Raw genomic sequence first — 26,687 nt, forward strand, 5'->3', positions numbered from 1 at the left:
AAAAGCATGACCGTAAACGTCCTTTTCGCGGCACATCCGGATCGGTGGGACACCTACCAAACACCGTTGCAGGCAGCATTCACCGAGGCTGGCATAAATGCTCACCTCTCCCCCGATATGGCGCCGGACATGGTGGATTACATCATCTACGCCCCGAACGCGCCGCTTCAGGATTTCGCGCCCTATGCGCGCGCCAAGGCGGTGTTGAACCTGTGGGCCGGCGTGGAAGCCGTGGTGGACAATCGCACCCTCAAAATCCCGTTGGCACGCATGGTCGATCCCGGCATGACGCAATCCATGACCGAATGGGTGGTGGGACATGTGATGCGATACCACCTTGGATTTGACCGCCACATCGTGAATCCCGATCACCTGTGGGAGCCGCATACACCCCCCCTCGCGGCAGAGCGCAATGTCTGCATTCTGGGGATGGGAGCGCTCGGCACATCGGTCGCCGGTAGTTTGAGAGGCCTCGGATTCTCTGTAAGCGGCTGGAGCCGCCGCGCAAAATCCGTGGAAGGGGTCACGCTGCACCACGGCCCAGACGGCTTGAAAACCGCCTTGTCGGAAGCCGCCATCGTAATTCTTCTGCTGCCCGATACCGCCGCGACGGAGAATACCCTGAACGCTGAAACGCTTGCGCACCTGCCCAAAGGTGCATTTATCATCAACCCCGGGCGCGGCCCCCTGATTGACGACGCGGCGCTTCTGGCAGCACTGGACAGCGGACACATCGCGCACGCCACGCTCGATGTATTCCGCATAGAACCCTTACCGCAGGATCACCCCTTCTGGGCGCATCCGGGTGTAACCGTCACGCCGCATGTTGCTGCCGAAACGCGCCCGATCACCGCGTCCCGGGTCATTGCTGAAAACATTCGACGCGGCGAAGCGGGCGAGCCGTTTCTGCTCCTCGTGGACCGCAGCCGCGGATACTAGGTCATGCGGCCGCGAGGCCCCGCCCCTTCAACAGGGCTTCGACACCCGGCAGCCGACCCCGGAACGCCATGTACAACTCGGCGGCGTCCCGACTGCCACCTGTTGACAGGATATGCTTTTCCAGCGCCGCCGCCCGGTCGGGGTCAAAGGCTCCGTCGGCCTCTTCAAAGGCGGCAAAGGCGTCTGCATCCATGACCTCAGACCACATGTAGCTGTAGTATCCGCTGGAATATCCGTCACCGGCAAAGACATGCGCGAAATGCGGTGTCGCGTGGCGCATCGTAATCGCGGCAGGCATCCCCAGTGACTCCAGAACCTCCTGCTGCCGGGCCATCGGGTCATGCGGCGCAGGACCGTCGTGGAACGCGAGGTCAACAAGTGCGGATGCCACGTATTCCACTGTTTGAAAGCCCATGTCGTAGGTTGCGGCTGCCAATACCTTGTCGAGCATCTCCTTGGGCATCGCCTCGCCGGTCTGTGCATGCGTCGCAAATTCGGCCAGCACCTGCGGCACATCGAGCCAATGCTCGTAAAGCTGGCTCGGCAGTTCGACAAAATCGCGCGCCACCGAGGTGCCCGAGACGCTTTCGTAGGTGACATCCGACAACATCTGATGCAGTGCGTGGCCAAATTCGTGAAACAATGTGCGCGCATCATCATACGACAACAGCGCCGGGTCGCTCTTGGCGAAATTGCACACGTTCATCACAATGGGCGCTTGCGCTTCGGGAAACTTGGCCTGTGCCCGCATTGCCGAGCACCATGCACCGGACCGCTTCGACCCGCGGGCAAAGTAATCCCCGATAAAGACCGCAACGTGCCGGCCCTGCCGTGTTACTTCCCATGCCCGGCAGTCCGGATGATACAACGGCACATCAAGCGGGGTGAACTGCAGCCCAAACAACCGGGTTGCACAGGAAAACGCCGCATCGATCATGCGATCAAGCTGGAAATAGGGTTTCAGCGTGGCCTCGTCCAAATCATGTTCTGCCACGCGGCGCTTTTCAGAATAATAGCGCCAATCCCACGGAGCGAGCGGACCGTTTACGCCATCTTCCTGCATCATCCCGGTCAGGATTTGGGCGTCGGCTTCGGCCCGGGCGCGCGCAGGTTCCCAAACTGCCATCAGCAGGTCGCGCACTGCATCCGGCGTTTTGGCCATTTCGGTTTCCAGTTTGTAAGCCGCAAAACTCTCATATCCCAACAGCCGCGCCCGTTCTTCGCGCAGGCTCAGGGTTTCGGCAGCAATCGCGCGGTTGTCGGTCTCACCGCCGTTCGCACCCCGCGCCACCCACGCCTTGAAAGCCTTTTCACGCAGGTCGCGCCGGTCAGAAAACTGCAGGAACGGTACGATCAGCGACCGGGACAGCGTGACCACGGGGCCACCTGCCTGTTTTTCCTCTCCGGCCGATTTGGCACTGGCCACGACAAAATCCGGCAAGCCGCTCAGATCGCCCTCTTGCAACGGCATGTACCACTCCCGCTCATCCGTCAGCAGGTTCTGGGTGAAGGTGGTGCCTAGCACCGCAAGCCGCCCCTTGATCTCTTTCATTCGGGCGTCTTCCGCGCCGGTCAGGGCCGCCCCGGCGCGGATAAACCCGCGATGGGTCAACATCAGCACGCGCGCCTGCTCAGATGTGAGGTCGAGTGTCTCGCGCTTTTGCCAAATGTCCGCCACGCGGGCAAACAACGCCTTGTTGCTTGAGATTTCCGAGAAATGTGCCGCAAGCTTTGGTGAGAACTGTCTTTGCAGGTCTTCGCGCACCGGGTTGCTGTCCGCGCCTGCCACGGTGAAAAACACACCCAAAACCTTGTCCAGCGCCTTGCCAGCCGCTTCCAATGCTTCGATGGTATTGGCAAAGCTCGCAGGTGTGTCTGAGGAGGCAATCACCTCAATTTCCGCCGCGTGTTGCGCAAGAGCTTCTTCGAGCGCGGGCGCAAAATCATCGTCGGAAATCCGGTCAAATGGTGCGATCTGAAAGGGCGTGTTCCAGTCTTGCAGCAATGGGTTTGTCATTAATATCTCCTTTGAGACACAAGCTAGGGTGCGCCCCGCCATTGCACAACCATCCCGCGCATTTTCCGAAAGTTAGCCTGCTTTGGCCTGCGTGGCGCCGCAGGTTGCGCACGCATCGCGGCGCTGCACAGAGATCGTGCGGCTGTCGCCGTAGAGTGCATCATAGATCACCATCTGACCGCGCAGCGGCGTTCCCGCCCCGGTAATGAGCTTGATTGCCTCGGCAGCCATCATTGCTCCCACGACACCGGGCAGCGGCCCCAGAACGCCTGCCTCGGCACAGGACGGCGCCAGCTCAGGCGCGGGCGCTTGCGGAAAGATACATTGGTAGCAGGGTGCGCCGTTTGCAGGGTCAAAAACGCTCAGCTGACCTTCCCATTGGCTCAACGCCCCCGAAATTAATGGAATGCCCTGCGCCACCGCCGTTCTGTTCACCAGATAACGTGTGTCGAAATTGTCTGTCCCGTCGAGCACCAGATCATATTCGGACAGCAGGTCAGCGGCGATGTCTGCGGACAGGCGGCGGTGATAGGGCCGCACGACCACATGTGGGTTCTGCGCCTCCATTTCCGATTGGGCCGAGAAGACTTTCGGCATTCCTATCGCTGCATCCTTGTGGATGACCTGCCGCTGCAGATTTACATTCTCCACCGTGTCATCGTCGATCACTCCGATGGTGCCAACACCGGCAGCGGTCAGGTACTGCAATGCGGGCGCACCCAGCCCGCCGGCACCAACCACCAGAACCCGGGCGTTCTTGAGTTTTTTCTGCCCCGGGCCGCCGATCTCCCGCAGCACAATGTGGCGCGCATAGCGGTTGAGTTCCGTGTCGCTGAAAGTTGGCGCGGGTCCCGCCGATGTCCCGGGGGCCTGAGTCTGATCCGCACGGGCGCGCAAGGCATTCAATCCGCGACGGTACCCCAGTACGATGATGGCAAAACCACCGAGGATCAGCCACGGCGCAGGGCTTCCCCCTGTGGCCAGCCGCAAAGCGCTGTCCGCTGGCAAGGTGAACTGGATGATCAGGACACCAACATACAGAACCGCCAGCATCGACAGACGCGTGGCGCGCGGTGCACCCATAAGCGACCCGATGCCCCAAAGTGCCCCTGCCATGATGATGATCACCAGCATCAGTGCCGCCCTGTGGATCCGAAGCCACCCGCGCCGCGGGACGTTTCACTCAAAGTCTGGGCGGTCTCAAACTGTCCCTGAACGACCGGGGCAACCACCAGCTGAGCGATGCGCATGCCATGGGTCACTTCAAGAGGAACCCGCCCCGCATTCATCATGAGGACGCCAACCGGGCCCCGGTAGTCGCTGTCGATCGTACCGGGGCTGTTGACCAGCATGACACCGTGTTTAAGCGCGAGGCCTGAGCGTGGGCGGACCTGTATTTCATATCCCGCCGGGATTTCCATTTGCAGCCCTGTCGGGATCAATCCGCGCTCTCCCGGGTGTAAGACGACCGGGCCATCGGGCAGATTTGCCCGTACGTCCGCGCCTGCCGCACCTTCCGTCTCATAAGCGGGCAAGGGAACGCCACGGTCCGCGCCATCGACCCAGGTTATCTTGATCCGAACCAAAGCATCCTCCTCCGCCCGATACGATCAGTTTTTCAGCGCTTGCGCGATACGATCCGCGAGACGCCGCGCAACCTGTTCCTTGGGCATCGTGGGCCATGTCTCTGCGCCACTCGCATCAATCACCACCACCGTATTGTCAGACCCGCCCATCACACCGGAGGCTGCTGACACGTCATTGGCCACAATCCAGTCGCACCCTTTTCTTTTCCACTTCGCGGTTGCGTTCTCGACAACGTCATTGGTCTCCGCTGCGAATCCGATCACGAGTTCGGGGCGGTTCTTCCTGAGGTTCGAGACATTTTTCAGAATGTCAGGATTCTCAGCAAACGCCAGATCGGGCAATCCGTCCTTGGATTTCTTGAGTTTGCGATCGCTGGCGCCAGCGACCCGCCAATCTGCCACGGCGGCCGCAAACACACCGGCATCAACCGGCAAAGCGGCGGTAACCGCATTGAGCATCTCCTCCGCCGTCTGCACTTTGACAATACTGACCCCCTCCGGAGGAGGGACATCAGCGGGGCCGGTCACAAAAACAACATCCGCCCCAAGCGCAGACAAGGCGCGTGCAATTGCCGTTCCCTGTGCCCCCGACGATCTGTTGGCGATGTATCGCACGGGGTCTATCGGTTCGTGGGTGGGACCGGAGGTGACCAGCACGCGTTTGCCGGCAAGAGGGCCGTCCGCCAGCTTGGCCTCGATCGCCGCGACGATTTCCAGCGGCTCCGCCATGCGTCCCGGACCGAATTCGCCGCAGGCCATATCGCCATCGTTGGGACCAACCCGTGCAACGCCATCCTCTTGCAATGCTACCAGATTGCGTTGTGTCGCCGGATGTTGCCACATGCGAACGTTCATTGCGGGCGCAATCAGTACGGGCGTGTCCGTCGCCAGAAGCAATGTGCTGGCCAGATCGTTCGCCAAGCCGCTGGCCATCTTAGCCATCAAGTCCGCTGTCGCGGGTGCCACCACCACGAGATCGGCCACACGGCTGAGTTGGATATGGCCCATTTCGGCTTCGTCCGTCAGATCAAACAGATCGCGGTACACCTTGCGACCCGCCAGCGCCGAGACCGACAGCGGCGTCACGAAGGCCTCGCCTGCTTTTGTCAGAACGGGCGTGACAGTCGCACCGCGTTCACGCAGCCTGCGGATCAGATCCAGTGACTTGAACGCGGCGATCCCGCCTCCGACAATCAGCAAAATATGTTTTCCGGTCAGCATGATGCGCCCTTGTCCGGGTGGAACTTTCCCTGACCATAAGCCGCCCGCCCGGCAACCACCAGCCCCCGCCGTTCAGTTGAAAGCGTCGCAGGGATCGCCGCGATCAACCGCAGGACCGTCTTGCGTGGCATCAAAGACGCCGTCGGGGTCGGCGCCTGCTTCTCCCTGCCCCAGCGCAAAAACGGCGATGTCCGGCGACGCCTGTGCCAAGGCATGCGGTGCCCCCCAATCCATACGCGCATGGCCGTTGCCGGTGATCACCACAACCGGACCGCCGGTTTCCGCAAGGGCGGTGCGCGCGGCACGCGCCAAAACGGCATCCCGCAAGCGCTGAATCGCGACCATCTTGGGCAGCAGGTCTTCTGGCAAGGCATTACAATGCGCTACGCGCTGAATGTTTTCGCGCAGTTGCCGCTGATCCTCCGGCAAAGGCCTGTCCAGACCAAAGAGGCTGGCCTGCTCTACTCCGAATGCCTCGGACAGGGGCATGCCCATCATGTCGCGCACCTGATCCCGGGGGACACCCGCACCGTAGATGGCGGCTGACGGAGCAGCCGAGAAAATCGGATAGTACATCGCGAAATCCGGCCAGCCGGATTGATCCCAGTCGAGCACACTGCGCAGCGTCGTGATATCCGTTCGGTTATCGGCCGTGACGGCGTGCGCCTGTTCGGGCGTCAGCATCTCAAACACCAAGGCCGCGGGTCGAAGGGTCTGAACCCATGCGGCCTGAACCTCGTGATGCCACGGGTTATCGTGTTGTTCGCCGATGAAGACAACATCCGCCTGCGCCGCAGCTTCGGGAACAGGGCGTACATCCGGCGTTTCGGCAACAACATAAGGAGCGGCCAATGCGACCGCTCCGAAGTGCAAAATCGTGATGATAATGCGGATGTTCACATCAGGAAGTGATGCACTTCACGAGATTGCGTTTCAAGCGACTTGCGCATCTTGCCGAACGCGGCCGCTTCGAGCTGCCGCACGCGCTCCTTGCTCAGCGACAGCTCCTGTCCGAGGCTTTCCAGTGTCCGGGGCTGATCCCGCAGTTTACGCTCCCGCACGATGAACCGCTCGCGGTCATTGAGGTTGTTCATCGCCTGCAACAACCACGCCCGCAGCTGTTCGGTATCGTGTTTGTGCTCGACCGTCTCCGCTGCCTGTGCGCTGTCATCTTCCAGCGCATCAATCCACTCGCGGCCCTCGTCTTCGGTCGACTGCGTGGCGTTCAGCGAATAATCAGACCCCGAAAGACGCCCTTCCATCATCTCGACATCATGGAGCGGGACACCGATCTCGGATGAGATCATCTGGCGCAGTTGATGACGGTCCAGCACCTCTCCTGCCGCGGCACTTTCGCGTTCCAGCCGTGCCTGAACCCGGCGCATGTTGAAGAACAGGGACTTCTGAGAGGATGTCGACCCGGTGCGCACCATCGACCAGTTGCGCATCACGTAGTCCTGGATGGAGGCCTTGATCCACCAGACGGCATAAGTGGAAAACCGCACGCCACGATCGGGGTCGAATTTGTCCGCGGCTTTCATCAACCCAAGACCGGCTTCCTGGATGAGATCGTTCATCGGCGCACCGTAGCGCTTGAACTTAGAAGCCATTGAAATAGCAAGCCGCATGTAAGCCGTGATCAACCGATGAAGAGATTTTTCACACCGTTCGTCGCGCCAGGCATATGCAAGTCGCAGTTCCGTTTCAGCGTCCAAAAGCTCCGCTTTCATCGCTTTCCGCGACAGTGTCATATCTCTTGCCGAGTCCAAAGCCATAGCGACATCTCCCAGTCAGATGAAGCACACCTTGCCGTGTACAATTGATATAGATACGCACGATACACGTGATTGGTTCACCGCAAAGGTTTATAAAATGTTGCCAAAATTGACCTTCGTGCTAGGTGGCGCGGCCTCCGGCAAGTCAGTCTGGGCCGAAAACTATTTGTTAAGCAGTCGTTTAGCTCCCGTTTACGTTGCAACTTCACGGGTGTTCGACGACGAAATAAAAATGCGCGTAGAGCTGCACAGATCGCGCAGATGTGACCGGTGGCTTAATTTTGAGGCAGATTTAGACCTGTCGCCGGTGCTGATGCAGACAGACGCAACCCAGGGGGTTCTCATCGACTGCGCAACGATGTGGCTCAGCAATCACCTGCTTGATGACAACAACCTGACAGATGCCCAGAGCGCTCTTCTATCTGGCTTGCAGGCGACACAATCACCCAGTGTGATTGTCTCGAATGAAGTGGGGCACGGAATCGTCCCGGATAATGCGCTGGCGCGTGGTTTCCGCGAAGCGCAGGGCAGGCTCAATATCGCTCTGGCCGCACAGGCAGATGTGGTTGTCATGGTCATCGCCGGGCTTCCAATGGTTCTAAAAGGACAGCTGCCGTGACGACGTGGCATTGGGTGCGTCACGGGCCGACACACGAAAAGGCCTTTGTCGGATGGCGCGATGTTCCCGCCGATTTGTCGGATACCGCTCAGATAGAACGTCTGCGCGCGCATCTGCCGCAAGACGCGGTCCTGATTTCCTCCGACCTGATACGCGCAGCCCATACCGCCGATGCCATCGCCTCGCCAAATCACTTCCGTCTGCCGCATGATCGGCAGCTACGGGAGATGAATTTCGGGGCGTGGGATGGCATGCATTTTGCCGACGTTGCCGACCGGCACCCCGATTTGAGCCGGAAGTTCTGGGAATTCCCGGGTGATTTTCGGCCACCGGACGGTGAAAGCTGGAACATGGCGGCGACCCGCGTGGCATCGGCTGTTGACCGGATCAGCCTTGCCCACCCAAAGCAACATATCATTGCCGTGGCGCATATCGGCGTCATCCTGACCCAGCTGCAGCACGCCTTGCGGATCACGCCGCAGGAGGCAATCGGGCAAAAGATCGATAATCTGTCGGTTACGCAGATCACCCTGGCCCCGGCGGGGGCGACAGTGGGCCCGATCAATCACCTTCCGTGATCTCACTGCGCACAGATCACCATTTGCCAGTTCTCTCCGCTCTATCTTAGGGTCGCTTGCATGACATATGACCTTTATATCGGCGATCGCTCTTTCTCCAGCTGGTCCCTGCGGGGCTGGCTGATGATGGAGAAATTCGGCATTCCCTTCCGCACACATCTGGTCGGGCTCTACAGTGGAACCATGGCATCCGACCTAGCGCCGCTCGCGCCTGCGCGCCTTGTGCCCGTCCTGAGGACACCTGATGGCACGATTGTGGGCGAATCCCTTGCGATGGCCGAAACCCTGGCCGAACGACACCCCGGGAAAGCCTTCTGGCCCAAAGACCCGGCGCAGCGCGCCCGTGCAAGATGGTTGTGCGCAGAAATGGCGTCGGGCTTTTCAGCCTTGCGCGCAGCCTGTCCCATGCAGTTGCAGCACGTTGATACAGGGTTTGCGCCCTCAGTGGATGTGCTTGCCGATCTGGATCGCATCGAAACGATCTGGACCGACGCGCGACAGATATCGGGTGCCGGCGACGGCTGGCTCTTTGGTGCCTATTCTCTGGCCGACGTCTTTTATGCTCCGGTCGCCGCCCGGATCATCGGATATGATTTGCCGGTGTCCGACGGCACCCGCGCTTATTGTGACGCAGTACTCGATGATCCGGCATTCAGGCAGTGGCGGGCGGAAGGTCTGAAAGAAGCCTACGATCCCTTTCCCTATCCCGTGACTGAAACGGTCACGGACTGGCCTGCCTGACAATCGCCTGCCGCTGGCATTAACCTTTCATCAACCCCCGTAAAGTACCGATTAACCTTGATGATCGGAAGGGGGTCTCGTGGTTTCTGTTGCGCATTCGGTTGCCTTTCGGGGGGTGGAAGCCTGCCTCGTGGAAGTGCAATGTTCCCTGTCATCGGGCCTGCCGGGTTTCAGCATCGTGGGTCTGCCCGACAAAACGGTGTCGGAGGCCAAGGAGAGGGTGCGCGCTGCGCTGGCCTGCATGGCCATCGCGTTTCCGTCGAAAAAGGTGACCATAAACCTCAGCCCTGCGGATCTGCCAAAGGAGGGGAGCCATTTCGACCTGCCGATCGCCGTCTCGCTGCTCGCCGCTCTCGACATTATTCCCAGAGACATCACGCAATCAGTCATCGCAATGGGTGAGTTGTCGCTCGATGGTAAAATCGTACCCGTGACCGGCGCCCTGCCGGCGGCCATGACTGCCGCTTCCGAAGGCTATGATCTGCTGTGCCCCGAAGCCTGCGGACGCGAAGCGGCATGGGTCAGCGACGCGCGCGTGACAGCCGCAAAATCACTGGGTGACGTGGTGCGCCACTTCACAGGACAGGTTCCCATCGCACAGGCCCAGCCGGGAGAAATCCCCGCATCGCCCCAGCGCAGTGATCTGTCTGAGGTGAAGGGACAGGAACGCGCCAAGCGCGCATTGGAGATTGCCGCGGCAGGCCGGCACCACCTGATCTTTATCGGCACACCCGGCTCCGGCAAGTCCATGCTTGCCCAGCGACTGCCCGGCATTTTACCCCCGATGACCGCTATGGAAGCCCTGGAGACCTCCATGATCCACTCGGTCGCAGGATTGCTGGACGAAGGTGGCATCACCCGAAACCGGCCCTTTCGGGACCCGCACCACACATCCTCGATGGCGGCCATTATCGGCGGTGGCCGCATGGCAAAACCCGGAGAAGTCTCGCTGGCGCACAACGGGGTTCTGTTCATGGATGAGTTCCCGGAGTACCAGCGCAATGTGCTTGAGACGCTGCGCCAGCCGGTGGAGACCGCCGAAGTAATGGTCTCTCGTGCCAACGCACATGTCAGATATCCCTGCCGGTTCATGCTGGTGGCCGCGGCAAACCCCTGTAAATGCGGGTATCTGTCCGACCCTGAACGCGCATGTGCCCGTGTTCCGCAGTGTGGTCAGGACTATCTGGGGCGCATCTCGGGTCCGTTGATGGACCGGTTCGACCTGCGCGTCGATGTGCCGCCCGTGACCTATACTGATCTCGATCTGCCCGCAAATGGCGAAAAATCCGCGTCCGTCGCCGCGCGCGTGGCTGCGGCCGAGGCGGTGCAAAGCAGGCGCTACGCGGACCGGCCCGGGGTGCGCACCAATGCCGATGCCGCAGGCGAGGCTCTTGAAGAGATCGCGACGCCCGACACGCAAGGGCGCGAGTTGCTATTGCGCGCAGCGGAACGCTTCAACCTGTCAGCCAGAGGGTATCACCGGGTTATGCGCGTCGCACGTACCATCGCCGACCTTGACGGCTCCGAGGCTGTGCGTCGGCCGCATGTCGCGGAAGCCATCAGCTTCCGCCTTGCCAGTCCGGCGGAAGCCTAGGATATCCGTGCCTCGATGGCCTCCCAGATTTTCGCGGCAATGTTGACGTTGTCAAACCGTTCCAGTTCCTGAATACCGGTGGGCGATGTCACGTTGATTTCCGTCAGGTAGTCACCGATCACGTCGATCCCGACGAAAATCTGGCCCTTTTCCTTCAGCAAGGGTCCGATGGCCGCACAGATTTCCAGGTCCCGCTCCGTCAGGCCGATCTTCTCCGGTCGCCCGCCGACATGCATGTTCGACCGTGTTTCTCCCGCAGCCGGGACCCGGTTGATCGCCCCGACAGCCTCGCCATCCACAAGGATCACACGTTTATCTCCCTTGGAAACATCCGGCAGAAATTTCTGAACGATCAGGGGCTCGCGGGAGAATCCGGTGAACAGCTCGTGCAGCGAGCTGAGGTTGCGGTCATTGGCATCCAGACGAAACACGCCCGCGCCACCGTTGCCGTAAAGCGGCTTGAGAATGATATCTCCGTGCTTTTCCTTGAACGCCTTGATGGTCGACAGATCCCGCGCAATGCTGGTGGGCGGGGTCAGATCGGGATAGTCCAGCACCAGCAGCTTTTCAGGATAATTGCGGACCCAGAACGGGTCATTCACCACCAGCGTATCCGGGGTCAGCCGGTCCAACAGGTGGGTGGATGTAATGTAATGCATGTCGAAGGGCGGATCTTGCCGCAGCCAGACAACATCGAAATCCGCCAAATCGACTTCGCGGGCGTGCCCGAGATGTGCGTGATCGCCCTGCACCCGCTGAACCCGCAGATCATGCCCCCGCGCCGTAATACGCCCCTCCTGATAGGCAAGATGATCGGGCGAGTAGAAAAACAGATCATGCCCCCGCGCCTGTGCTTCCTCGGCCAGGCGGAACGAGCTGTCCGCGGTGATGTCTACGGCCCCGATCGGGTCCATCTGAAAGGCGATTTTCATGGCCACTCCTGCATTGCTGCACTCTACATGGCCCAGCGACTGCAAAGGTGCAATGGCTTCACCAAATCATGAGACTTCAAACGCGTTCTCAATGATCTGCACCGCTCCGACAGCGTCGACGAGGGCCGCGTCAAAACGGCACTCCGTCAGTGCGCCCATTGGCTGGGTCACCAGATACTGTTCCGCCGACACGCAGATCCGCTGCATCTGCCGTTTGCTGATGCGGCTGGCCGCGGCGGCGAAGCTCTTGCTTTTCTTGACTTCTATGAAGACGAGCATGGCCGCCTTTTGGGCAATCAGATCAATCTCGCCACCGAGGCCGCGCCATCGGGTTTCCAATACCGCAAAGCCACGCTTCTCATACTCTGCCGCGACGATTTCCTCGGCCGCGCTGCCGGCGTGATAGGCCATCTGGCCGGTCGCCGTGCGCGCCTTTTGTACCATGGTGTCTTACTCCTTCGAGAGTTCCAGCGCCAATTGATAGACCTGACGTCTCGGGACGTCATGCGCCTTTGCGATCATGTCCACGGCATCACGCATCGACAGTGCTTCCAGGGCCTGCACCAGATCGATCTTTAGGGCATCTTCACTAACGGTTTCTGAACGGTTGCGGTCGATCAGAACCACGATTTCGCCCTTCGCGGACCGGGCCTCGTACCGTGCGGCCAGTTCTTCCAGCGTACCGCGCTGAACCTCTTCGAATTTTTTGGTCAGTTCGCGGCAGACAACACCGGATCGTTCGCGCCCCAACACGCTGCCTGCATCCGCCAGCATTGCCGCCAGCCGTTTCGGGCTTTCATAAAAGACGAGCGTGCCGGGAATGTCGCGCAACGCCTCAAGGGCGGCCCGCCGCGCGGCTTTTGCGTTGGGCAGGAACCCCGCGAAATGGAATGCATCCGTCGGTAACCCGGCCAGAACCAGCGCGGTGAGCAGCGCCGACGGTCCGGGGGCGCAGGTGATCATACACCCTGCCTGGCCCGCCGCACGGCCCAGCTCGAACCCGGGGTCCGCGATGAGCGGCATCCCGGCTTCGGATGCATAGGCAACCGATTTCCCGTCCCCAATGGCCTTGAGCAGGCGCGCGCTTACCCCCTCCCCGCTGTGATCATGCAGGGCGATCATCGGACGGCCCACCAACGGAATGCCGTGAATGTCCATCAGCCGACGTAAACTGCGCGTATCTTCGGCGGCCAATACCTCCGCGGACGCCAGCACGTCCAAGGCCCGCAGCGTGATATCGCGTGCGGTCCCGATCGGCACACCGACAAAGTACAGGCCGGCGCTCAGAGACACCTTTTGAAAATTCAACGCTGGACCCGCCTTTCGTGACGTCTATGATTGCGGCAAGAGCGCGATCTCGCGCCTAAACTTTGATCGCTGGAGTGTTTGCATATGTTTGCTGTTTTCCCATTCGCCCGCAAGGTCTTGCGCGCCGCCACTTTGCCTTTCATCGCATTGGCGCTGGCGGCTTGCGATCAGGTCCCCGGGGGATTTGGCGGAGGACCCAGCATCAATACGGGCGAGGCCGTGCCCGTGGCGTTGCTGGTTCCCAGCGGTTCAGGCCAGACCGGCGACGCCATTCTCGCACAAAGCCTTGAAAACGCAGCGCGGCTGGCGATGCGAGATCTCAACGGCGCGTCGGTGGACCTGCGCGTGTATCAGACCGGGGGAGATGCGGCGACAGCCGCCGCCCGCGCCGAGCAGGCAATAGACGAGGGCGCCAAGATTATTCTCGGTCCGGTCTATGCGGCTTCTGCCAATGCGGTGGGCAACGCTGTGTCCGGCAAAGGTGTCAGCGTGCTGTCGTTCTCCAACAATGCGGCGATTGCAGGTGGCAACGTATTTGTTCTGGGCCAGACCTTCCAAAACACCGCCAACCGCATGGTTGGCCACGCCCGCGCGCAGGGCAAGGAACGCTTTGTGATCGTATATGGGCAGGATTCTGCTGGAACCCAGGGGCGTGATGCGATCAGCAACGCGGTCGCGGCGCAAGGCGCGTCGGTGGTGGGCTCCGTCGGGTACGCATTGTCACAACAGGACGTCATCGCGGCGATCCCCCAGGTCAAATCAGCGGTGGAAAGCAACGCCGCGGATGCCGTCTTCATGACCACAGACACGGCCACGGCGCTGCCCTTGCTGTCGCAACTCCTGCCAGAAGCCGGGGTCACAACCGAAACTTCGCAATTCATCGGCCTGACACGCTGGGACATCCCGCCCCAAACGCTCAGCCTGCCGGGGGTGCAGGGCGGCTGGTTCGCGGTTCCGGACCCGAACGCGACGGCAGCTTTCAGTGCACAGTACCAAAGTGCGTATGGCAGCCTGCCGCATCCCATTGGCGGTCTCGCCTTTGACGGCATCGCGGCGATTGGTGCGTTGGTCAGCCAGGGTCAGTCCGATGCGCTGACCGGGGCGGCCCTCACGCAGGGTGCCGGTTTCCGCGGCGCCAGCGGTATCTTCCGGCTACGACCCGATGGCACCAACGAACGCGGATTGGCGGTGGCCACCATTACCGATGCGCAGGTGGTGATTGTCAGCCCGGCACCACAGTCTTTCGGCGGCGCAGGATTCTAAGGCACCCAAATGGCCCCTTCAGTTCAGCAGGTTGATGCGCCTCCAGCGGGGGGGTTGATCTGCGCGCCAGAGCAGATTTTCGACACCGGCGCGTTTGATCAGGGCCTCAAAGACGCCTTGAAAGGTACCTCCACATCCGCAGAGATCCGGTCCATCGCGGTCACTTTGCTGAAGGCGCGTCAAAAACACGGGCGCGAAAACATCGCCAAGGCTTTTGCCGAGCGCCCGTTTGACGCGCGCCCCATGACGCGCGCTTACACGTTCCTGACGGATAATCTGGTCAAATCCGCGCTGCATGTCGCGAAGGCTGTGCTGCATCCCAAGCCGAATCCGACCGCGAGCGAACATCTGGCGGTCATTGCCGTGGGCGGGTACGGGCGTGGCGAAATGGCGCCGTTTTCAGATGTCGATCTGCTCTTCCTGACGCCTTACAAGATCACCGCATGGGCGGAGAGCGTCATCGAATCCATGCTCTACATCCTGTGGGATCTGAAGCTGAAAGTCGGTCATGCCAGCCGGACAATCGTGGAATGCCTGAGATTGGGCGCGGAAGACTTCACGATCCGTACCGCCATGCTCGAACAGCGGTTTCTGGCGGGTGACGCTGCGCTTGCGGGCCAGCTCGCAGAGCGGCTTCGAAAGGATTTGTTTGCGGGCTCGGGGCGGGAATTCGTCGAGGCGAAGCTGAACGAGCGCGAGGCGCGGCACATCAAGTACGGCCAGCGCTATGTCGTCGAACCCAATGTGAAAGAGGGCAAGGGCGGCCTGCGCGATCTGCAATCGCTCTACTGGATTGCCAAGTACATCCACAGCGTGAATGACGCGGCTGACCTGGTGGATCTGGGCGTTTTCACGGAAGACGAGTTTAGGGGATTTGTCGCCGCTGAAAACTTCCTCTGGGCCGTGCGCGGGCATCTTCACCTGATCAATAACAGAGCCACGGAACAGCTGACCTTTGACATGCAGGTCATGGTGGCCGAGGCGATGGGGTACGAAGATGTGAAAGGCCGCCGCGCGGTCGAGATATTCATGCAGGATTTCTTCTTGCACGCAACAGAAGTCGGCGATCTGACCCGGATTTTCATCACGAAACTTGAAGCCGATCACGTCAAGGCCGAACCCATACTGGAGCGGATTTTCCGACGCCGGCCAAAGGTCAAGGAGGGATACGTCGTTGTCCACAACCGGATCGCGCTGAAAGACGACAAGGCCTTTCTGTCCGACAAGCTGAACCTGTTGCGACTGTTCGAAGAAGCGCTCCGAACCGGTATGCTCATCCACCCCGATGCGATGCGCCTGATCAAATCAAACCTGCATCTCATAGATGGCGAGGTGCGCACCGACCCCGAAGCGCGGCGCATTTTCTTCGATTTGCTGCTGAAGCACGGCAATCCCGAACGGGCGCTGCGGCGCATGAACGAATTAGGCGTTCTGTCGGCCTTCGTACCGGAATTTGAGCCCATCGTCGCGATGATGCAGTTCAATATGTATCACAGTTACACTGTAGACGAGCACATCATCCAATGCATCGCCAACCTGGCCCAGATCGAGCGTGGAGAGCTGGAAGAAGACCTGCCCGTCGCCTCTTCGATCCTGAAGCGCGGTCTCGACCGAAAAACCCTCTATACCGCCCTGCTGCTCCACGACATCGGCAAGGGACGTTCCGAAGATCACTCCATCCTCGGGGCCCAGATGGCGCGCAAGATCGCGCCGCGGCTGGGCCTGAGCAAGGCCGATACCGATACGGTTGAATGGCTGGTGCGCTACCATCTTCTGATGTCCGACATGGCGCAGAAACGCGACATCGCCGACCCGCGCACGGTGCGTGATTTCGCCAAGGCCGTGCAGACCGTTAAACGGCTGGATCTGCTCTGTGTGTTGACGGTCTGTGACATTCGCGGTGTGGGTCCGACCACGTGGAATAACTGGAAAGCTGTCCTGATCCGTGCGCTGTACCGCCAGACGCGGCGGGCGCTGGAGACCGGTCTGGAAGACCTTAACCGCGAAAACCGCGGCGTCGAAGCCAAACGTGCGTTGCGCGAGGCGCTCAGCGACTGGCCACGCAAAGAGCTGCAAAAGGAAACCTCCCGCCACTATGATCCTTACTGGCAGGCGCTGCATGTAACGGCACACGTGGTTTTTGCCCGGATGTTGCGGGATGTGAAGGATGATGAAATCCTGATTGATCTGCACCCGGACGAAGAGCGCGATGCCACCCGCGCGTGTTTCGTCATGGCCGACCATCCCGGCATATTTGCACGTCTGGCAGGTGCGCTTGCGCTGGTTGGCGCCAACGTGGTGGATGCGCGGAGCTATACGACCAAAGATGGCATGGTCACCGACGCCTACTGGATTCAGGACAGCGACGGAAACCCCTATGATGCGGCGCGGCTGCCGCGCTTGCGCCAGATGATCGAAAAAACCCTGCGCGGCGAGGTTCTGGCCCGCGAAGCCTTCAAGTCGAAAGACAAGGTCAAGAAGCGAGAGCGCGCTTTCAAGGTGCCCACGCACATCACCTTCGACAACGAAGGATCGGAAATTTACACGATTATCGAGGTCGACACGCGTGACCGGCCCGGGCTGCTTTACGATCTGGCACGCACCCTTGCCAATGCCAATGTCTATATCGCGAATGCCGTCATTGCGACCTATGGCGAGCAGGTCGTTGATACCTTTTACGTCAAGGACATGTTCGGTCTGAAATACCATTCGGAGAACAAACAGCGCGCCCTTGAGAGAAAACTGAGGCAAGCGATCGACGAAGGTGTTGAAAGGGCAAAAGAGTGACCCCCATCCGCCTGTTGTCCGGGTTTTTTACCGTCGGTGGCTGGACGATGATGAGTCGCATTCTGGGGTTCATACGCGATGCGATGATCCTCGCCTTCCTCGGGACCGGGCCGCTCTACCAAGCCTATGTCGTCGCTTTCCGCCTGCCCAACATGTTCCGCCGGTTTTTCGCAGAGGGCGCGTTCAACATGGCCTTCGTGCCGATGTTCTCAAAACGTCTCGAAGGCGGCGATGATCCGGACGGCTTTGCCTCCGATGCCTTTGCCGGGCTGACGACAATCCTGATTGCCTTGACGCTGATCGCCATGGCGGCCATGCCCTGGTTGATCTACGCGCTGGCGTCAGGCTTTGCGGGTCAGGAACAATTTGGACTATCCGTGGAATTCGGACGGATCGCATTTCCCTACATCCTCTTCATCTCGCTGGCAGCCCTTCTGTCCGGCATGCTCAACGCGGCCGGCCGGTTTGCCGCGGCGGCGGCGGCGCCCGTGTTGCTCAACATCCTGCTGATCAGCGCAATGGCCGCCGCCGCCTACCTGGGAGGTGATATCGCGCGGGCGCTTGTCTGGGCCATCCCCGTTGCCGGTGTTGCGCAATTCGCCCTTTTGTGGATCGCCGCCAAACGCGCGGGCTTCACCCTCAAAGTCAAGCGCCCAAGCATGACGGCGGATATGCGACGCCTGATCAAAGTGGCGATCCCGGCGGCTCTGGCGGGGGGTGTCGTGCAGATCAACCTGCTGGTCGGACAACAGGTCGCAAGCTATTTCGACAAGGCGGTGGGCTGGCTTTTTGCGGCAGACCGCCTCTACCAGTTGCCGCTGGGCGTGGTCGGCATCGCGGTGGGTGTGGTGTTGCTGCCCGATCTGTCCCGGCGCTTGCAGGCCAACGATGACACCGGCGCCCGAAGCGCCCTGAGCCGCGCCGCCGAAGTTTCACTGGCGCTGACCATTCCTGCTGCCGTGGCATTGGTCGTCGTGCCGTTTCCTCTGGTGTCGGTCTTGTTTGAACGTGGCGCGGCCACGGTGGACGATACCGCCGCCATCGCCGTCGCGGTCGCGATCTATGGGCTGGGTCTGCCCGCATTCGTCCTGCAAAAGATCATGCAGCCGGTATTTTTTGCCCGCGAAGATACGCGGCGTCCGTTTCATTATGCCGTGGTTTCGATGGTTGTGAATGCGGCCCTTGCCATTGGGCTGGCACCGGTCGTCGGCTGGATCGCCCCGGCAATTGCGACCTCCGCCGCCGCCTGGATGATGGTGGCGCTGCTGCGCGTCGGCGCCAGGCAATATGGCGATGTTGCGCGTTTTGATACACGTTTCAAACGCCGGATCTGGCGCATGGTTCTGGCGTCGGGGCTGATGGGCGTTGCGCTTTGGTTCGGCAACATCCTTCTGAGCCCGTTTCTCGGGATGGCATGGTGGCGCGGGTTGGCGCTCGTCATCCTGATCACCATTGGTATGGTCAGCTATTTCGGTTTCGCGCATCTTATCGGGGCGATCAAGATATCGGAAATCCGGGGGGCGCTACGCCGCTCTGCCTGAGCCGCCTGTCAGTTTCTGCGCAACGCATCCAAAACGCGGGCCACACCTCCCGGCACCAAGAGAGCAGAGGCGGCAAACCCAAAGACAAAGCCAAAGAGATCCGCGACCCATCCGTTTCCAACGTCAAAAAACACGCCCCAGATCAGCTGCAATCCCATCAGCATGGCGATCAGGGTAAAGGCCCGTAACTGTTCTTCGCCCCGGGCAGCAAGGCTTTGCCACATGACAAAGGAATACCCGCCGATGAGGCCATAGACCGACGGAAAGCCCCCCACCAGCCACTCCGGATCATTGAGCGTCAGGGCGTAGAGCAAGGCCCCGAAAATGCCGCCTCCGACGAAGAGGACAAGCACTGCGACCTGCCCCATGACCTCGCCGACAAGCTTGCCCAGGGCAAGCAGCAGCACCGCCGCGAACAGAGTGCCGGTAAAGCTTGTGTGCACGAAGGGGTATGTGAGGAACCTCACCAGATGCTCGGGCAGCCATCGCCCGTTGGTCACCATCCAGTCAAAGATGTCGCCGGAAAACCCGTAGCTCTGAATGGCCGCCAGCCGCCATCCAACCGCTTCGGCACCGCCGATCACCCCTTTCGCACCAAGGCTGAAAGCCGCCTCGGGCAGGATGACGGCCAGGAACAGGATCACCACGACAGGGGGTAGCGGATTGACCGGGGGGGCTTCTTTGTGGTCGTGCATGGGCTCATTCCTTGACGATGCTCTGGCCCATGGGTAAGCCAGCGCAAACTGCTTTTCCAGCCTGAACGGAACGTGACATGACAACCCCGACTTTTACGCCCCGCGTTTTCTCCGGCATTCAGCCGTCGGGCGGGCTGACGCTGGGCAATTATCTGGGTGCGATCAAGCGTTTCGTACAGATGCAGGAGGAAGGTCTGCCAACCGTTTACTGCATGGTTGACCTGCACGCGATCACGGTGTGGCAGGACCCTGCTGACCTGCGCCACAACACGCGTGAGCTTGCGGCGGGGTTCATCGCCAGCGGCATCAGCCCTGAAAAATCGATCCTGATCAACCAGAGCCAGGTGCCCGAGCACGCGCAATTGGGATGGGTGTTTTCCTGCGTGGCGCGCATGGGATGGATGCAGCGCATGACGCAGTTCAAGGACAAGGCCGGCAAGAATACGCAAAATGTATCGCTGGGGCTGTTCGGGTATCCGGCCCTGATGGCCGCCGACATTCTGGTTTACCACGCAACGCACGTTCCGGTTGGCGAGGATCAGAAGCAGCATCTTGAATTGACCCGCGACATCGCAACGAAGTTCAACCACGACTATGGCGTCGATTTCTTTCCCATCACCGAACCGGTGATCGAAGGTGCCGCCACCCGTGTGATGTCGCTGCGTGACGGTTCCAAGAAAATGTCGAAATCCGACCCCTCGGATGCCTCGCGCATCAATATGACCGATGATGCCGATACAATCGCCAGGAAAATCCGCAAGGCCAAGACAGATCCGGATGCCCTGCCCTCCGAGACAGAGGGCCTGACCGAACGTCCCGAAGCGCGCAATCTGGTGAATATTTACGCCGCTCTGAGCGATCAGTCGGTCGATCAGGTTTTGAACGAGGTCGGTGGTCAGCAATTTGGCAGCTTCAAACCGCTGCTGGCGGAACTTGCCGTCGCCAAGCTCTCTCCGATCTCAACGGAAATGGCCCGGTTGATGTCGGACCCCGCAGAAATTGACCGCATCCTGGCGCGAGGGGCCGAACAGGCGCGCGAAATCACGGTCCCGATCCTTGAGAAGACCTACGAAATCATGGGGATGGTTCGCTAGTCGGTGACCTTCTGCAAAACGTTGCGAAGGAAGGTGCTTTCATGCGGTCTGTCCGCTTCGACGCGCCATGCATGGGTCTGCTCGACACCCGCCTGTGCCAGCCTGCGCTTCGCCGAGGAGACACGCTGGTGACCGAACACGAATGACGAAACGCTGAATGCAAAGCAAGCGTAGGCACTGGCCGTACAGAATGCCGCAAACACACTCTGATTTTCAGGTAAGGTGATTCCCTTGAGAAAGAAAACAAGTGCCAGAATGGCCGTGAAGATGCTGGTAAAGGTGATCACCGTGGTGCGACGCAGGCCCCAAATGGGCTTCAGGTCGCGGTAGGGATTGTCGGATTTCTGCAACTGGTGCAGCCAGAAACTCAGCGCCGTACCCGCCATACCAGCGGCGACAACCATGAAAATCTTGGTCCAGAGCACCGCGATCGCAAACACCAAAGCACCACAGAGCGCCAGAAAACTGCCCTGCGGAGTCTCAGCGATCTTTTGGTAGAAATCTCTCGACATCACCAAATTTGCCAAGCGAGACATAGTGTTACCTCCATCCTCGGAGACTCAAAACTAGCACAGGCGGCGGATTGTGTCTCACGCTCTTCCCCTATAAGGCGAAAAATTGCCGATCTGCAACTTTGGTTAATGCACAGATGCTGCGCGCCGGGACATCTGGTTTCGCAGCCGGCCCACGCCTATGTCTCCAAAGTGACCCAGATAAAAGGATCCTGAAATGTCGCATTCGGCACACGCCAGCGTTGGACACGTGCATCTCAAAGTGTCGGACTTGGAGCGCGCGATATCATTCTACCGTGACGTTCTGGGCTTTGAGGTGACCCAGCGCTACGGCAATGCGGCAGCCTTTCTGGGCGCTGGCGGATATCACCACCATATCGGTCTGAACACCTGGCACAGCGCAGGTGCATTGCCGCCGCCCGAAAGGCACACCGGGCTGTACCACGCCGCCTTCCTTTACCCGGACCGAAAAAGCCTGGCGACAGTGCTCAAGCGCGTCCATGACGTCGGCATTGCCCTTGACGGCGCCGCGGACCATGGCGTCAGTGAAGCGGTTTACCTGCGGGACCCGGACGGCAACGGCGTCGAGCTTTACCGTGACCGCGACCCGCAGGACTGGCCCCGTGATGACACCGGCGCACTTGCCATGGTGAACGATCCGCTGGACGTCGCGGCGCTGCTGGCCGAGGCGGATTAGACACCTGCTCTTTGCATGGACAATCGGGCGGCACTGCGCCACTTTCTGCTCAGGGTCCAACAACGGGGATATCGATGGCAACCGGTTTTTTCTGGGATGAAAAATGCTTCTGGCATGGGGGGGGTAACTATGCCTTCACCCTGCCGATCGGGGGCCATGTGCAGCCGCTGGCCGCAGGTGGTCTGCCGGAGAACCCGGAAACGAAACGGCGCCTGAAAAACCTCATGGATGTCACGGGCATTTCCGCGGAACTGGACATGCGCAGTGCCCCCATGGCCAGCCGCGAGGCGTTGCTGCGCGTGCATCCGGTAGGCTATCTGGACCGCTTCAAAAGCCTTTCGGACGCAGGCGGCGGTGAGCTGGGGCGCCGTACCCCTTTCGCCGCCGGTGGCTATGAGATCGCCGCACTCTCTGCGGGGCTGGCCGTGGCCGCAGTGGATGCGGTCATGACCGGCGCTGTGGATAATGCATATGCGCTGTCCCGCCCGCCGGGGCATCATTGCTTGCCGGACTTCCCAAATGGTTTTTGCCTGTTGGCCAATATTGCAATCGCTGTTGAAGAGGCCCAGTCTAAGGGCCTGGCGAACCGTGTCGCGGTGCTGGATTGGGATGTCCATCATGGCAACGGTACCGAGGCCATCTATTATGACCGCGACGATGTGCTGACAATTTCCTTGCACCAAGAGGGGAATTACCCACTGGACACCGGTGCCATCTCAGATCGCGGAAGGGGCGCAGGCGATGGTTTCAACATCAACCTGCCCTTGCCAGCGGGTGCCGGCCATACGGCGTACCTACATGCAATGGACACGGTTGTGCTGCCTCAGATCGAGGCTTTCAAACCGGACGTCATCATTGTTGCCTGCGGGTACGACGCCAGTGCAATTGATCCTCTGGCGCGAATGCTTGCCACCGCGGATACCTTCCGCCAGATGACCCGGCGGGTCAAAACTGCCGCCGAAACCCTGTGTGATGGGCGATTGGTCCTGGTGCACGAAGGTGGATATTCAGAAGTCTACGTTCCGTTTTGCGGCCACGCGACACTCGAAGCCCTGTCTGGCAGTGCCATTACCGCCCCCGACCCTCTTGGCCCGGCGTTGGACGTGCGACAGCCCGGCCCCCGGTTTGACGCGTTTCTCAAGGCTGAAATCGATCATCTCGCCCAACAACTCTGATATCCGGACCCAACGCATGCCCTCTGCCAACCCTGCCGCCATGGACTTCCTGCTGAGCCGTCGGTCGCGGCCTGCCAAAACACTGCGCCCGCCGGTGCCATCGGCCACGCAGCTTGCCCCGTTGCTGCAAGCCGCCGCACGGACACCGGATCATGGCAAACTTGAACCCTGGCGTTTCATGGTGATCGAAAAACCCGCGATGGGCAGATTGGCAGATATCGCCGAAGCCTGTAGCCGCGCGCTGGGTCTTGAGCAGGAGCAGATTGCAAAAGGGCGCAGCCAATTCGATCAGGGTCATCTGGCCGTGGCCGTAATCGAGGTTCAAAAGCGGTCCGAGAAAATTCCGGCATTGGAGCAGACCTATTCCGCCGGTGCCGTGTGTCTGGCGCTCCTCAACGCCGCGCTGGCAGCAGGCTGGGGGGCCAACTGGCTCAGTGGCTGGCCCAGCCATGACAGAATTTTCATGCAGGACGCCCTGGGGCTTGAACCGCATGAGCGCATCGCGGGTCTGATCCATATCGGAACCGAAACAACTGCGCCACCAGAGCGCCCGCGCCCAGACGTTGACAGCATCACGACATGGGTGAGCAGATGATCCTGACCGCCTTCTTCGCCGCATTGGGACAAATCACAGACCCGCGGTTTCGCCGGGTTCTGTTGCTCGGCATCGGGCTGACATTTGTCCTTCTGGTTGCCGTAAGCGCCGGATTTGTCTGGCTGCTGTCCGGGCTGGTGGGCGATCAGACCACCCTACCCTTCATCGGCGAGGTGCATTGGCTCAACGATCTCGTCAGCTGGGGGTCGGCCTTCCTGCTGGCCGTCCTGTCGGTTTTTCTCATGGTCCCGGTGGCCGCGGCGATTACCTCGATTTTCCTCGACGCGGTGGCACAGGCGGTTGAAGACGAGCATTATCCCCATTTGCCCCGAGCCGCCTCCGTTCCCATCGCCGATGCGCTTCGCGACATGGTGAACTTTCTGGGGGTCCTGATCGGGGCCAACCTGCTGGCCCTGATCCTCTACATCCTCTTTGCGCCCGCCGCCCCGCTGATATTCTGGGGGCTCAACGGGTTTTTGCTGGGCCGGGAGTATTTTACCCTGGCCGCCATGCGCCGCGTGGGTCGGGCACAGGCGAAACAGATGCGGTCACGTCACATGATCACAATCTGGATCGCGGGTGTGCTGATGGCCATTCCGCTATCCGTACCACTCCTGAATCTCGTGATCCCAATTCTGGGCGCAGCGACCTTTACCCACCTGTTCCACTTGCTGCAGGGGCAGGCGCACCGCGGTTGAACCAGTCTAGATCGCGGACGGTGATCACCTCAAAAATAATGATCGACGAGATGATCGCCCACAGCACAAGACTGATAGCGGTGGTCACCCACGCCTTCTTGCGCAGGTTGTGCACCTCGGGCGCGCCCGCATGGGTGCCGGGTACAACCTTGCCGATATCGCCTTGGGTCTGTACGCGAATGGGCAGAACGACGAGGAAGGTCATCGACCAGATGACTGCGAACAGGACAAGTGCAGAAGTGATCCCCATCAGGGCGTCTCCTTATCAGGGGTCAGACCTGTTCCAATTCGACAAGGCATCCGTTGAAGTCCTTGGGGTGCAGAAACAGGACCGGTTTGCCATGCGCGCCGATCTTTGGCTCACCGGAACCCAGCACGCGCGCGCCGGTTTCGATCAGATGGTCGCGGGCTGACAGGATGTCGTCCACCTCGTAACAGATGTGATGAATCCCGCCTGCCGGGTTCTTGTCGAGAAACCCCTGTATCGGACTGGCATCGCCCAGAGGGTACAGGAGTTCGATCTTGGTGTTGGGCAACTCGATGAAAATGACGGTCACGCCATGATCGGGTTCATCCTGAGGCGCGCCGACATTTGCACCCAGTGCTGACCGGTACTGTTCGGCTGCAGCCTCCAGATCGGGAACGGCAATGGCAACGTGATTCAGACGACCGATCATTTCACACACTCCGACGTTTGTGATCTCGTCGGTCTTATGCGGTGCAGGCGCGCGCGTTGCAAGTGACGCACCGCCGCAGGCCAGTGCCCTCTGAGCCATTAACGTGCTGTTAGCCATATGTGCGCCATGTTGAGTCGAAACCCGAGTCACTCCGGAGGCGATCATGGATAAAACTGACCCCTTTGCTACGACGATTCCCGCACCTACGGCCAACCGCCCACTGCTTGGGCTGACTGTCCTTGTTATCGAGGACAGCCGGTTTGCCTGTGAGGCCATGCGGCTTTTATGCCTGCGCAGCGGGGCACGTATCAGGCGGGCAGATTGCCTGCGATCCGCACGCCGGCATTTGCAGGTGTATCGCCCTTCCGTTGTGATCGTTGATCTTGGCCTGCCCGATGGCAATGGCGTCGACCTGATCACGGAACTCACGCAAACAGAACCACGTGTCGATGTCGTGCTTGGCACATCCGGGGATACCGTGGGGGAGGATCAAGCAATTGCCGCGGGGGCCGATGGCTTTCTGGCAAAACCCATCACCTCCTTGGCAGCATTCCAGCAGGCGGTGCTTTCCAACCTGCCGGCAGAGCGGCAACCGACCGGCATTCGAGAGTTGACGGATGAGGTCATTCATCCCGACCGGATGGCCTTTCAGGATGATATGGCGCATATCGCTGATGTTCTGGAAGACCCGCCTGATGATCGCGCCCTTGACTACGTGGCGCAGTTTCTGGGGGGCGTTGCACGCTCCGCGCAGGATCATGGTCTGGAAAAAGCCGCCGCGGCACTGGCCGAGAAGCGTGCTGCCGGTGAACCCGCCGGGTCAGAAACCGCAGTCCTGGCCGGGCTCATTCAACAACGGCTGACACAAAAACTTGCGATCTGATCAGGATTGCAGTGCCGGGTCGCTGGCGACGCGGACCAATTGAGTCAAGTCTCCCAGACGTTCCCGCTGCCTGCCGCCGGTATCGAAGTTGGATGGCGCAAGCCAGGCTTCGAAAGCGGATTTCAGTGCGGCCCATTCCGCATCGATGACCGCAAACCAAGCGGTATCGCGATTGCGGCCCTTCACGACAGATGCCTGCCGAAAGACACCCTCGAAACTGAAACCATACCGCTGTGCGGCGCGTCGCGATGCGATATTTAGCGCATTGCATTTCCACTCATAGCGGCGATAGCCGTTAGAGAAGGCCCACCCCATCATCAGATACATTGCCTCCGTTGCCGCGCGGGTGCGTTGCAAGGCCGGGCTGTAATTGATGTGTCCCACCTCGATCGATCCGTTTGATGGATCTATCCTGAGATAGCTGGCGACACCTTCCCAATGCCCGGTTTCCAGATTGCGAATGGCATAGAAAAGCGTGTCAGCGTACTGCGCGGTCTCACGCACCCAGCGGTGGTACAACGCCGAAGACGAAAAAGGGCCGTAGGGCATATAGTCCCAGACATGATCATGCCCTTCATAGGCACGGTACAGCAGTGCCGCATGCGCATCCGCGTCCAGTGGTTCCAACCGGGCATAAGCGCCCACAAGAGGTGCGCCCACGGGTGCCGGTGGTGGTGACCAATCGGGCACAAGAGCACCCAGAACCGGTGATCTGTCTTCGGAAACGGACATGGCGGGACGTTAGACCGCCGCTGAAACA

At 60.3% G+C, this 26,687-nt stretch carries 28 protein-coding genes; 14 read left to right on the forward strand and 14 right to left on the reverse strand.

The features are described from left to right. The first annotated feature begins 6 nt into the window (after window positions 1-6). Entirely contained in the window at window positions 7-939 is a 933-nt protein-coding gene (locus tag KX928_RS00400) for a 2-hydroxyacid dehydrogenase (protein WP_219497710.1), read from the forward strand. Between the two features lies 1 nt (window position 940). On the opposite strand, the gene KX928_RS00405 is transcribed toward KX928_RS00400, so the two are convergent. The 6 genes from KX928_RS00405 to KX928_RS00430 all read right to left on the reverse strand — a co-directional run bounded on the left by KX928_RS00405 (window position 941) and on the right by KX928_RS00430 (window position 7,538). Beyond that, window positions 941-2,956 (reverse strand): M3 family metallopeptidase, encoded by a 2,016-nt coding sequence (locus tag KX928_RS00405; RefSeq protein WP_219497713.1) that lies wholly within the window; start codon window positions 2,954-2,956, stop codon window positions 941-943. Window positions 2,957-3,028: 72 nt separating this feature from the next. Further along, window positions 3,029-4,090, reverse strand: a complete 1,062-nt coding sequence (locus KX928_RS00410) for a HesA/MoeB/ThiF family protein (protein WP_219497714.1) — start codon at window positions 4,088-4,090, stop codon at window positions 3,029-3,031. Beyond that, on the reverse strand, window positions 4,090-4,542 hold the full coding sequence (gene dut, locus KX928_RS00415) for a dUTP diphosphatase (protein ID WP_219497716.1): 453 nt from the start codon (window positions 4,540-4,542) through the stop codon (window positions 4,090-4,092). The genes KX928_RS00410 and dut overlap by 1 nt, the downstream gene beginning before the upstream one ends. Before the next feature lie 24 nt (window positions 4,543-4,566). Beyond that, on the reverse strand, window positions 4,567-5,763 hold the full coding sequence (gene coaBC, locus KX928_RS00420; RefSeq protein ID WP_219497718.1) for a bifunctional phosphopantothenoylcysteine decarboxylase/phosphopantothenate--cysteine ligase CoaBC: 1,197 nt from the start codon (window positions 5,761-5,763) through the stop codon (window positions 4,567-4,569). A 72-nt stretch (window positions 5,764-5,835) separates the two neighbouring features. Then, window positions 5,836-6,615 (reverse strand): ChaN family lipoprotein, encoded by a 780-nt coding sequence (locus tag KX928_RS00425; protein WP_257883460.1) that lies wholly within the window; start codon window positions 6,613-6,615, stop codon window positions 5,836-5,838. Window positions 6,616-6,659: 44 nt separating this feature from the next. Beyond that, window positions 6,660-7,538, reverse strand: a complete 879-nt coding sequence (locus tag KX928_RS00430; RefSeq protein ID WP_219497720.1) for an RNA polymerase factor sigma-32 — start codon at window positions 7,536-7,538, stop codon at window positions 6,660-6,662. A gap of 97 nt (window positions 7,539-7,635) precedes the next feature. On the opposite strand from KX928_RS00430, the gene cobU reads away from it, so the two are divergent. The 4 genes from cobU to KX928_RS00450 all read left to right on the forward strand — a co-directional run bounded on the left by cobU (window position 7,636) and on the right by KX928_RS00450 (window position 11,070). Next, window positions 7,636-8,157: a bifunctional adenosylcobinamide kinase/adenosylcobinamide-phosphate guanylyltransferase gene (gene cobU, locus KX928_RS00435; RefSeq protein ID WP_219497722.1), complete on the forward strand. Its 522-nt coding sequence runs from the start codon at window positions 7,636-7,638 to the stop codon at window positions 8,155-8,157. Next, window positions 8,154-8,735, forward strand: a complete 582-nt coding sequence (locus KX928_RS00440; protein WP_219497723.1) for a histidine phosphatase family protein — start codon at window positions 8,154-8,156, stop codon at window positions 8,733-8,735. The genes cobU and KX928_RS00440 overlap by 4 nt, the downstream gene beginning before the upstream one ends. Before the next feature lie 60 nt (window positions 8,736-8,795). Next, entirely contained in the window at window positions 8,796-9,476 is a 681-nt protein-coding gene (locus tag KX928_RS00445; RefSeq protein WP_219497725.1) for a glutathione S-transferase, read from the forward strand. A 79-nt stretch (window positions 9,477-9,555) separates the two neighbouring features. Next, complete coding sequence (locus tag KX928_RS00450) at window positions 9,556-11,070, forward strand: YifB family Mg chelatase-like AAA ATPase (protein WP_219497728.1); 1,515 nt, start codon at window positions 9,556-9,558, stop codon at window positions 11,068-11,070. On the opposite strand, the gene gshB is transcribed toward KX928_RS00450, so the two are convergent. The 3 genes from gshB to rsmI all read right to left on the reverse strand — a co-directional run bounded on the left by gshB (window position 11,067) and on the right by rsmI (window position 13,310). Continuing rightward, window positions 11,067-12,002, reverse strand: coding sequence for a glutathione synthase (gene gshB, locus KX928_RS00455; protein WP_219497730.1), 936 nt, complete (start codon window positions 12,000-12,002; stop codon window positions 11,067-11,069). The genes KX928_RS00450 and gshB overlap by 4 nt on opposite strands. A gap of 66 nt (window positions 12,003-12,068) precedes the next feature. Then, window positions 12,069-12,446 (reverse strand): YraN family protein, encoded by a 378-nt coding sequence (locus KX928_RS00460; RefSeq protein ID WP_219497732.1) that lies wholly within the window; start codon window positions 12,444-12,446, stop codon window positions 12,069-12,071. Between the two features lie 6 nt (window positions 12,447-12,452). Further along, window positions 12,453-13,310: a 16S rRNA (cytidine(1402)-2'-O)-methyltransferase gene (gene rsmI, locus KX928_RS00465; protein WP_219497735.1), complete on the reverse strand. Its 858-nt coding sequence runs from the start codon at window positions 13,308-13,310 to the stop codon at window positions 12,453-12,455. An 84-nt stretch (window positions 13,311-13,394) separates the two neighbouring features. On the opposite strand from rsmI, the gene KX928_RS00470 reads away from it, so the two are divergent. From KX928_RS00470 to murJ, 3 genes are read left to right on the forward strand one after another with little or no spacing between them, the layout of a single operon-like run. Next, window positions 13,395-14,573, forward strand: a complete 1,179-nt coding sequence (locus tag KX928_RS00470) for a penicillin-binding protein activator (RefSeq protein ID WP_219497737.1) — start codon at window positions 13,395-13,397, stop codon at window positions 14,571-14,573. 9 nt (window positions 14,574-14,582) lie between these two features. After that, on the forward strand, window positions 14,583-17,360 hold the full coding sequence (locus tag KX928_RS00475; RefSeq protein ID WP_219497739.1) for a [protein-PII] uridylyltransferase: 2,778 nt from the start codon (window positions 14,583-14,585) through the stop codon (window positions 17,358-17,360). Next, window positions 17,357-18,901, forward strand: a complete 1,545-nt coding sequence (gene murJ, locus KX928_RS00480) for a murein biosynthesis integral membrane protein MurJ (protein WP_219497742.1) — start codon at window positions 17,357-17,359, stop codon at window positions 18,899-18,901. The genes KX928_RS00475 and murJ overlap by 4 nt, the downstream gene beginning before the upstream one ends. An 8-nt stretch (window positions 18,902-18,909) precedes the next feature. On the opposite strand, the gene KX928_RS00485 is transcribed toward murJ, so the two are convergent. Beyond that, complete coding sequence (locus tag KX928_RS00485; protein WP_219497744.1) at window positions 18,910-19,596, reverse strand: rhomboid family intramembrane serine protease; 687 nt, start codon at window positions 19,594-19,596, stop codon at window positions 18,910-18,912. A 77-nt stretch (window positions 19,597-19,673) separates the two neighbouring features. Between KX928_RS00485 and trpS the strand changes: the two genes are divergently transcribed. After that, entirely contained in the window at window positions 19,674-20,690 is a 1,017-nt protein-coding gene (gene trpS, locus KX928_RS00490; protein WP_219497746.1) for a tryptophan--tRNA ligase, read from the forward strand. Here trpS and KX928_RS00495 read toward each other — a convergent pair. Next, window positions 20,687-21,226 (reverse strand): hypothetical protein, encoded by a 540-nt coding sequence (locus KX928_RS00495; RefSeq protein ID WP_219497748.1) that lies wholly within the window; start codon window positions 21,224-21,226, stop codon window positions 20,687-20,689. The two genes, trpS and KX928_RS00495, sit on opposite strands and share 4 nt — an antisense overlap. 193 nt (window positions 21,227-21,419) lie before the next feature. Here KX928_RS00495 and KX928_RS00500 point away from each other — a divergent pair, with 193 nt between their 5' ends. The 4 genes from KX928_RS00500 (at window position 21,420) to KX928_RS00515 (ending at window position 24,367) form a co-directional block, all read left to right on the forward strand. Continuing rightward, complete coding sequence (locus KX928_RS00500; RefSeq protein WP_219497750.1) at window positions 21,420-21,899, forward strand: VOC family protein; 480 nt, start codon at window positions 21,420-21,422, stop codon at window positions 21,897-21,899. A gap of 74 nt (window positions 21,900-21,973) precedes the next feature. Beyond that, window positions 21,974-23,074: a histone deacetylase-like amidohydrolase gene (locus KX928_RS00505; RefSeq protein WP_219497752.1), complete on the forward strand. Its 1,101-nt coding sequence runs from the start codon at window positions 21,974-21,976 to the stop codon at window positions 23,072-23,074. Between the two features lie 16 nt (window positions 23,075-23,090). Next, window positions 23,091-23,669: a nitroreductase family protein gene (locus KX928_RS00510; protein ID WP_219497754.1), complete on the forward strand. Its 579-nt coding sequence runs from the start codon at window positions 23,091-23,093 to the stop codon at window positions 23,667-23,669. After that, on the forward strand, window positions 23,666-24,367 hold the full coding sequence (locus KX928_RS00515; RefSeq protein ID WP_219500009.1) for an EI24 domain-containing protein: 702 nt from the start codon (window positions 23,666-23,668) through the stop codon (window positions 24,365-24,367). The genes KX928_RS00510 and KX928_RS00515 overlap by 4 nt, the downstream gene beginning before the upstream one ends. On the opposite strand, the gene KX928_RS00520 is transcribed toward KX928_RS00515, so the two are convergent. Both KX928_RS00520 and mce read right to left on the reverse strand, forming a co-directional pair. Next, on the reverse strand, window positions 24,321-24,617 hold the full coding sequence (locus tag KX928_RS00520; RefSeq protein ID WP_219497756.1) for a DUF1467 family protein: 297 nt from the start codon (window positions 24,615-24,617) through the stop codon (window positions 24,321-24,323). The two genes, KX928_RS00515 and KX928_RS00520, sit on opposite strands and share 47 nt — an antisense overlap. 22 nt (window positions 24,618-24,639) lie before the next feature. Then, window positions 24,640-25,044 (reverse strand): methylmalonyl-CoA epimerase, encoded by a 405-nt coding sequence (gene mce / locus KX928_RS00525; protein WP_219497757.1) that lies wholly within the window; start codon window positions 25,042-25,044, stop codon window positions 24,640-24,642. A 163-nt stretch (window positions 25,045-25,207) separates the two neighbouring features. Here mce and KX928_RS00530 point away from each other — a divergent pair, with 163 nt between their 5' ends. Further along, window positions 25,208-25,927, forward strand: coding sequence for a response regulator (locus KX928_RS00530; protein WP_219497758.1), 720 nt, complete (start codon window positions 25,208-25,210; stop codon window positions 25,925-25,927). Here KX928_RS00530 and KX928_RS00535 read toward each other — a convergent pair whose 3' ends face one another. Next, window positions 25,928-26,659, reverse strand: coding sequence for a GNAT family N-acetyltransferase (locus KX928_RS00535; protein WP_219497760.1), 732 nt, complete (start codon window positions 26,657-26,659; stop codon window positions 25,928-25,930). Between the last annotated feature and the right edge of the window lie 28 nt (window positions 26,660-26,687).

Origin of the sequence: Roseobacter insulae, from assembly GCF_019375555.1 — a bacterium.
Classification (GTDB): Bacteria; Pseudomonadota; Alphaproteobacteria; order Rhodobacterales; family Rhodobacteraceae; genus Roseobacter; species Roseobacter insulae.

Bases quoted from the DNA above. Each gene is read 5' to 3' on its own strand.
- KX928_RS00510 (WP_219497754.1), top strand. From the start codon at position 23,091: ATGCCCTCTGCCAACCCTGCCGCCATGGACTTCCTGCTGAGCCGTCGG.
- KX928_RS00460 (WP_219497732.1), bottom strand. From the start codon at position 12,446: ATGGTACAAAAGGCGCGCACGGCGACCGGCCAGATGGCCTATCACGCC.
- KX928_RS00400 (WP_219497710.1), top strand. From the start codon at position 7: ATGACCGTAAACGTCCTTTTCGCGGCACATCCGGATCGGTGGGACACC.
- KX928_RS00500 (WP_219497750.1), top strand. From the start codon at position 21,420: ATGTCGCATTCGGCACACGCCAGCGTTGGACACGTGCATCTCAAAGTG.
- KX928_RS00475 (WP_219497739.1), top strand. From the start codon at position 14,583: ATGGCCCCTTCAGTTCAGCAGGTTGATGCGCCTCCAGCGGGGGGGTTG.
- cobU (WP_219497722.1), top strand. From the start codon at position 7,636: ATGTTGCCAAAATTGACCTTCGTGCTAGGTGGCGCGGCCTCCGGCAAG.
- KX928_RS00495 (WP_219497748.1), bottom strand. From the start codon at position 21,226: ATGTCTCGCTTGGCAAATTTGGTGATGTCGAGAGATTTCTACCAAAAG.
- KX928_RS00535 (WP_219497760.1), bottom strand. From the start codon at position 26,659: ATGTCCGTTTCCGAAGACAGATCACCGGTTCTGGGTGCTCTTGTGCCC.
- KX928_RS00485 (WP_219497744.1), bottom strand. From the start codon at position 19,596: ATGCACGACCACAAAGAAGCCCCCCCGGTCAATCCGCTACCCCCTGTC.
- KX928_RS00430 (WP_219497720.1), bottom strand. From the start codon at position 7,538: ATGGCTTTGGACTCGGCAAGAGATATGACACTGTCGCGGAAAGCGATG.
- coaBC (WP_219497718.1), bottom strand. From the start codon at position 5,763: ATGCTGACCGGAAAACATATTTTGCTGATTGTCGGAGGCGGGATCGCC.
- mce (WP_219497757.1), bottom strand. From the start codon at position 25,044: ATGATCGGTCGTCTGAATCACGTTGCCATTGCCGTTCCCGATCTGGAG.
- KX928_RS00505 (WP_219497752.1), top strand. From the start codon at position 21,974: ATGGCAACCGGTTTTTTCTGGGATGAAAAATGCTTCTGGCATGGGGGG.
- gshB (WP_219497730.1), bottom strand. From the start codon at position 12,002: ATGAAAATCGCCTTTCAGATGGACCCGATCGGGGCCGTAGACATCACC.
- KX928_RS00520 (WP_219497756.1), bottom strand. From the start codon at position 24,617: ATGGGGATCACTTCTGCACTTGTCCTGTTCGCAGTCATCTGGTCGATG.
- KX928_RS00470 (WP_219497737.1), top strand. From the start codon at position 13,395: ATGTTTGCTGTTTTCCCATTCGCCCGCAAGGTCTTGCGCGCCGCCACT.
- KX928_RS00515 (WP_219500009.1), top strand. From the start codon at position 23,666: ATGATCCTGACCGCCTTCTTCGCCGCATTGGGACAAATCACAGACCCG.
- KX928_RS00530 (WP_219497758.1), top strand. From the start codon at position 25,208: ATGGATAAAACTGACCCCTTTGCTACGACGATTCCCGCACCTACGGCC.
- KX928_RS00405 (WP_219497713.1), bottom strand. From the start codon at position 2,956: ATGACAAACCCATTGCTGCAAGACTGGAACACGCCCTTTCAGATCGCA.
- trpS (WP_219497746.1), top strand. From the start codon at position 19,674: ATGACAACCCCGACTTTTACGCCCCGCGTTTTCTCCGGCATTCAGCCG.
- KX928_RS00410 (WP_219497714.1), bottom strand. From the start codon at position 4,090: ATGCTGGTGATCATCATCATGGCAGGGGCACTTTGGGGCATCGGGTCG.
- KX928_RS00445 (WP_219497725.1), top strand. From the start codon at position 8,796: ATGACATATGACCTTTATATCGGCGATCGCTCTTTCTCCAGCTGGTCC.